The organism is Streptomyces sp. 13-12-16, assembly GCF_002114215.1.
Taxonomy (GTDB): domain Bacteria; phylum Actinomycetota; class Actinomycetes; order Streptomycetales; family Streptomycetaceae; genus Streptomyces.
In genome coordinates this window covers 1-4,881 of sequence record NZ_NCTE01000914.1, presented here as the reverse complement: position 1 = coordinate 4,881, position 4,881 = coordinate 1, and the positions used below count along the sequence as shown (strand labels likewise).

8 protein-coding genes are annotated in these 4,881 nt (G+C 73.7%); 6 read left to right on the top strand and 2 right to left on the bottom strand.

Annotated elements, in window-relative coordinates; genetic code table 11:
• Window positions 1-375: 375 nt before the first annotated feature.
• The 5 genes from B7767_RS32195 to B7767_RS32175 all read left to right on the top strand — a co-directional run bounded on the left by B7767_RS32195 (window position 376) and on the right by B7767_RS32175 (window position 3,225).
• Entirely contained in the window at window positions 376-804 is a 429-nt protein-coding gene (locus B7767_RS32195; RefSeq protein WP_085575216.1) for an Hsp20/alpha crystallin family protein, read from the top strand.
• Between the two features lie 193 nt (window positions 805-997).
• The gene (locus B7767_RS32190) at window positions 998-1,474 is read left to right on the top strand and encodes a DUF2267 domain-containing protein (RefSeq protein WP_085575215.1); all 477 of its coding nucleotides are present in this window, start codon (window positions 998-1,000) and stop codon (window positions 1,472-1,474) included.
• A gap of 177 nt (window positions 1,475-1,651) precedes the next feature.
• On the top strand, window positions 1,652-2,026 hold the full coding sequence (locus B7767_RS32185) for a VOC family protein (RefSeq protein ID WP_085575214.1): 375 nt from the start codon (window positions 1,652-1,654) through the stop codon (window positions 2,024-2,026).
• A 59-nt stretch (window positions 2,027-2,085) separates the two neighbouring features.
• Entirely contained in the window at window positions 2,086-2,670 is a 585-nt protein-coding gene (locus tag B7767_RS32180; protein ID WP_085575213.1) for a sugar O-acetyltransferase, read from the top strand.
• 9 nt (window positions 2,671-2,679) lie between these two features.
• A complete protein-coding gene (locus B7767_RS32175; RefSeq protein WP_085575212.1) occupies window positions 2,680-3,225 on the top strand; it encodes a TetR/AcrR family transcriptional regulator in 546 nt (181 codons plus the stop codon).
• A 19-nt stretch (window positions 3,226-3,244) separates the two neighbouring features.
• Here the strand turns inward: B7767_RS32175 and B7767_RS32170 are convergent, their stop codons facing one another.
• Both B7767_RS32170 and B7767_RS46700 read right to left on the bottom strand, forming a co-directional pair.
• Window positions 3,245-3,847: a hypothetical protein gene (locus B7767_RS32170; protein ID WP_143652739.1), complete on the bottom strand. Its 603-nt coding sequence runs from the start codon at window positions 3,845-3,847 to the stop codon at window positions 3,245-3,247.
• A gap of 187 nt (window positions 3,848-4,034) precedes the next feature.
• The gene (locus B7767_RS46700) at window positions 4,035-4,193 is read right to left on the bottom strand and encodes a hypothetical protein (RefSeq protein ID WP_179167369.1); all 159 of its coding nucleotides are present in this window, start codon (window positions 4,191-4,193) and stop codon (window positions 4,035-4,037) included.
• Between the two features lie 289 nt (window positions 4,194-4,482).
• On the opposite strand from B7767_RS46700, the gene B7767_RS32165 reads away from it, so the two are divergent.
• Window positions 4,483-4,881, top strand: a 399-nt coding sequence (locus B7767_RS32165; protein ID WP_256923641.1) for a helix-turn-helix transcriptional regulator, incomplete at its 3' end; no start/stop codon positions are given.

Sequence of the window (4,881 nt, the reverse complement as noted above, 5' to 3'; positions counted from 1 at the left end):
CCGCCCGGCCCCCGGCCCGCTCCCGCCACTGCTGCGCGGCGGCGGCCCCGGCGGCGGCGAGGACGACCCCGCCGAGCTGCCGCTTGCGGGTCCAGCGGGCCACGCCGTACCCGCCGACGAGTCCGCTCGCGGCCACCACGGAGCTGGGAACCTTCGCCATGTCTGTTGCCTCCTGCCACTGCCCCCGGCCACCGGGCCGGGGTCGTCCGGACTCCGAGGCTAGCGCTCCGGGAGGCGGTCCCCGCGTCCAGGTCCGCGGCCACCCGTGTGACACAACCTGAGTCCGGGCTTGTCAACTTTCCTCCTCCGAGCTATATAAGAAGGCAAGACCGTAAGGGCATCGCACCGATGAACCCACGGAAGGAGATGACCGTGATGCTCATGCGTACAGACCCGTTCCGCGAATTCGACCGCCTCGCGCAGCAGGTCTTCGGCGCCACCTCCAACGGCCGCCCCACGGCGATGCCGATGGACGCCTACCGGGCGGGGGACGACTTCATCGTCCACTTCGACCTCCCCGGCATCGACCCCGAGACGATCGACCTCGACGTCGAGCGCAACGTGCTCAACGTGCGCGCCGAGCGCCGCTCCCCGGCTCCCGAGGGCGCGGAGACCGTGGTCGCCGAGCGGCCCACCGGCACCTTCACCCGCCAGCTCTTCCTCGGCGACACCCTGGACACGGAGCGCATCGACGCGTCGTACGAGTCCGGCGTGCTGACCCTGCGCATCCCGGTGGCCGAGCAGGCCAAGCCGCGCCGCATCCAGATCACCGGCGGCGACAGCCGCAAGCAGATCGGCGGCTGACCCCGCGCGGCCGCGCACCCCGTTCCCCCCTCCCGCGGCCGCGCACCCCGCTCGTCCCGCGGACCCGGACGGTCCGCGGGACGGGCCCCCGCGCACATCCGGCCCGCGGGGCGGCACATGCCCGGGAAGAACCGGGGCATTGGAGAACCGGAGACCGGGGCACTGGAGAACCGGAGAAGGAGAGAAGCACCGGATGACCACGCTGACACCGCAGAAGCCCGCGACCTCGAAGCCGGCCGGAGGCATCCCGGCCCCGGCCGCAGCGCCCCGGAACGACAGCTGGCATCAACTGATCGACGCGGTACGGGAGTCGGGCCAGTACCCGACGCGGTCGCAGGCGGAGGACGTCACCCGTGTCGTCCTCGCCGCCCTCGGCGGTCACGTCGTCGGCGACGAACGCGTCGACCTGGCCCGCGCCCTGCCCGAGGAGGCGGCCAGAGTGGTCGCCTCGCAGGTCCCGGTGACCCGCGGACTGACCGCCGCGGAGTTCGTCGACTCGGTGGCCGCCCGCATCGAGGGCGCGACCCCGGCGACCGCCCGCTGGGACGTCAGCTCGGTCCTGAGCGTCCTGCCCGGCCTGGTCGGCGACGCCCTGGTGACCCGCGTCCTGGCCCAGCTGCCGCCGGGCTACGCCCTGCTCTTCGGCCGCGCGGAGCTCTCCCCGGCGTGACGGCCGGGCCGCGGCCCCGGTACACGTGAGACACACCCGACGAGCCCCGGCCCCGGACCCGCGTCCGGGGCCGGGGCTCGTCCGGATCCCGCCACCGCCCGTCAAACGGTTCGACGCCACCCCCACCCGCCCGTCATCCTGCGAGCCGGAAACCACACCACCCGCCACGGAGGACCGTTGAACCCCACCATCCGCCACATCACCTTCGACTGCACCGGCGACCCCTACGACCTCGCCGTGTTCTGGAGCGCGATGCTGGGCAACCCGCTCGCCGACGACGACAAGCCCGGCGACCCGGAGGCCCTGGTCGCGGACCCGTCCGGCGGGCCCGGCCTGCTCTTCGTGCGCGTGCCGGAGGGCAAGACCGCCAAGAACCGCCTCCACTTCGACCTCAGGCCGACCGGCCGCACCCGCGCGGAGGAGGTCGCCCGCGCCATCGGACTCGGCGCCCGTCAACTGGCCGACCACACCCGCCCCGACGGCGGAGGCTGGGTAAGCCTGCTCGACCCCGAGGGGAACGAGTTCTGCATCGAGCGGGGCGACCTGGACTGATCCGGGGACGCGGCGACCGGAGCGTACGTTCGTACGCCCGGGAGTGTACGATCGTACGCATGCCGACGGACGACCACTTCGCGAACGACCCGCGCACGAACCTGGAGCGCATGCTCGCGGGCGACCTCTACATCGCCGACGACCCGGAGATCGCCCGCCGTCAGCAGCGCGCGATGCGGCTCGCGGCCCGCTACCTGGCCGCCTACCCCGAGAACCCCACCGAGGCGAGGCCGATCCTGACCGAGCTCCTCGCCTCGGTGGGCGAGGACGTCGAGGTGCGCCCGCCGCTGTACGTCGACTACGGCAGCAACATCAGCATCGGGGCCCGTACCTTCGTCAACTACAACCTGACCGCCCTGGACGTCGCGCGGATCACCATCGGCGAGGACTGCCAGATCGGCCCGAACGTGCAGCTCCTCACGCCCACCCACCCCGTGGAGCCGGGGCCCCGCCGCGACAAGCTGGAGGCGGCCCTGCCCATCACCATCGGCGACAACGTCTGGCTCGGCGGCGGCGCGATCATCTGCCCCGGCGTGACGATCGGCGACAACTCCGTCATCGGCGCCGGCGCGGTGGTCACCAAGGACGTCCCCGCGAACGTCGTGGCCGTGGGCAACCCGGCCCGCCCGGTCCGCACGATCTGACCCACCCGTATGGCCACCGGACACACCGACCCCCGACGCCGCGAGCGCATCCTCGCGGCGGCGCTCGACCTGATCGCCGAGGAGGGCGTGGCGGGCGTCTCCCACCGCAGGATCGCCGCCCGCGCGAAGGTCCCGCTGGGCTCGATGACGTACCACTTCACCGGCATCGACGACCTGCTGCTCCAGGCCTTCACCGGCTACGCCGACCACGTGGTGACCCTCTTCGAGCACCACCTCGGCGGCGCCGCCACCCCCGACCGGGCCCGGGAGGCGGTCACCGACCTGATCCACACCCTCTCCGAGGGCCCCCGCCGCGACCTGATCCTCGTCCAGGAGCTCTACACCCTGGCGGCCCGCCACGAGCCGTACCGCGAACTGTGCGCCCGCTGGATGCGCCGCAGCCGCACCCTCCTGGAACGGCACTTCGACGCCGCCACGGCCCGCCAGCTGGACGCCCTCATCGAGGGCCTCACCCTCCACCGGGCCCTGGACGACGCCCCGCCCGCCCGCGAACTGACCCGCGAGGCGGTCGCCCGCATCACCACCGCACCCTGACCCGTGGTGCGGGCCGGTCTCAGTTCAGCATGTTCCAGATGACCGCCGAACGGGCCTCGGAGACCAAGTCGTCGAGAGCCGAGCCGCCCTCGCCCTCGCCACCGCGGCGGGGCTCCGGTTCCCGCTGATCCGGCTTCTCCGGCGCCACGGACCACAACGGAGCGCCGCCGGGGAGGGCGGCGACGGCCGGGAAGCGCAGATCGCCGGCGAACCACAGCACCCCTCGGCCGTCGGCCATTCCGAGCCAGACGTCGTTGGGGACGTTCCCCCGGAACGACGCCGCGACGCTCTTGTCCGGCGCCAGCAGCAGGACGCGGCGCTCGAACGACTTCCCCGGGACCTCCTCCAGCCTGCACGGCCACACCTGCCAACGGTTGTTCTCCAGGATGCGCGACATCCGCTTCGGTGCCAGCTGCGCCGTCAACACCCAGCCGAGCGCGAAACCGGCGACGATCGGGCCGGCGACGAAGGGAAAGAGTCCCGTGTCGGACACCGCGCTGACGGCGAACGCCAGGAGGAGCATGAGCGGGGCCGCCCAGAGGATCCGGCGGCTCGTGATCCTCCCGATCCGCTCCACCTGCGCCCGTACCCCGGGCGTGTCCACCGCGGGACGTGGTGACACCTGGTACCCGTACTCCTCGGCAAGCATCCGTCCCCCGGTGCGTCGGCTGCGCCCAACGTGTCGGTCGAATGGTAGTGGCGTTCAACCGGGTTCGTCCGGTTGTTCGTCGGGCGGCCCGTCCGCCGTGAGCCCTGCCGGACGCCGCCGGAGGCCGACGGCATCCGGCAGCGGCTGCCCGCCGACCCCGTCACGCGCGTCCCCGGCCCTGCTCCTCCCGCGCCGTCGCGCGCGGACCCCTACCGAAGCCGAAGATCATCAACTCGCGGTCGCCCGGCGGGCCGTGCTCGGCGTCGGGGGCCGGGCCCGGCCGGCCGTCCTTCCCGTGGGTGAGCGACGTGTGCCGCATCGGCACTCGTCCGGGTGAACGCGTGCTCTCCGCGCCGGTGTTCGGCGCGGCTCCCCGCAAGGGCCGTGGGCGGCCCTGCCGCGGGGCCGCGGAACGTCCGGTGGTCACACGGAGCTGCGGACGGCCCGCGGCGGAGGCGCCGGACGCTTCGTCCGGCATCACTACGATCTGCGCTGCTGTGGGCCGATGCATCCGCACTCACCGTCATGCACGCGATCGACCTGCCGTTATGCGGCGATGCAGGCGGCGTGGACGCCCGGCCGTTCCGCGAGACGACGGGGAGAGACACATGGCGCACGAGCCGGAGGCCCAGGACCGGGGACAACGGCCGGGGGAACTGCTGGCACGGCTGCTACGACGCTGGTGGGAGGAGGCCGGGAGCGCCGCGCCCGGCGGCACACGGCCCACCCAGCAGGCGCTGGCCTCGCGACTGGGCATCGACCAGACGACGCTCTCCCGCTACCTCAACCCGAAGCACGCGTCGACCGCACCACCGAGGGTGGTGGAGGCGCTCCACGCCCACCTGCGCGCTCCGGCGTCGGAGCTGGAACGGGCACGGGAGCTGTGTCGGGCGGTGCTGGAGGAGAGCAGCGGCCAAGCGGCCGTCGGCGACGGCCCGGAGCCCGCCGACGCGGCCGGTGCCGTGGGCGGCACGGACGGGCGCGACACCCCGGGCCGGCCCGGCCGG

Bases quoted from the DNA above. Each gene is read 5' to 3' on its own strand.
- B7767_RS32195 (WP_085575216.1), top strand. From the start codon at position 376: ATGCTCATGCGTACAGACCCGTTCCGCGAATTCGACCGCCTCGCGCAG.
- B7767_RS32190 (WP_085575215.1), top strand. From the start codon at position 998: ATGACCACGCTGACACCGCAGAAGCCCGCGACCTCGAAGCCGGCCGGA.
- B7767_RS32180 (WP_085575213.1), top strand. From the start codon at position 2,086: ATGCCGACGGACGACCACTTCGCGAACGACCCGCGCACGAACCTGGAG.
- B7767_RS32175 (WP_085575212.1), top strand. From the start codon at position 2,680: ATGGCCACCGGACACACCGACCCCCGACGCCGCGAGCGCATCCTCGCG.
- B7767_RS46700 (WP_179167369.1), bottom strand. From the start codon at position 4,193: ATGCGGCACACGTCGCTCACCCACGGGAAGGACGGCCGGCCGGGCCCG.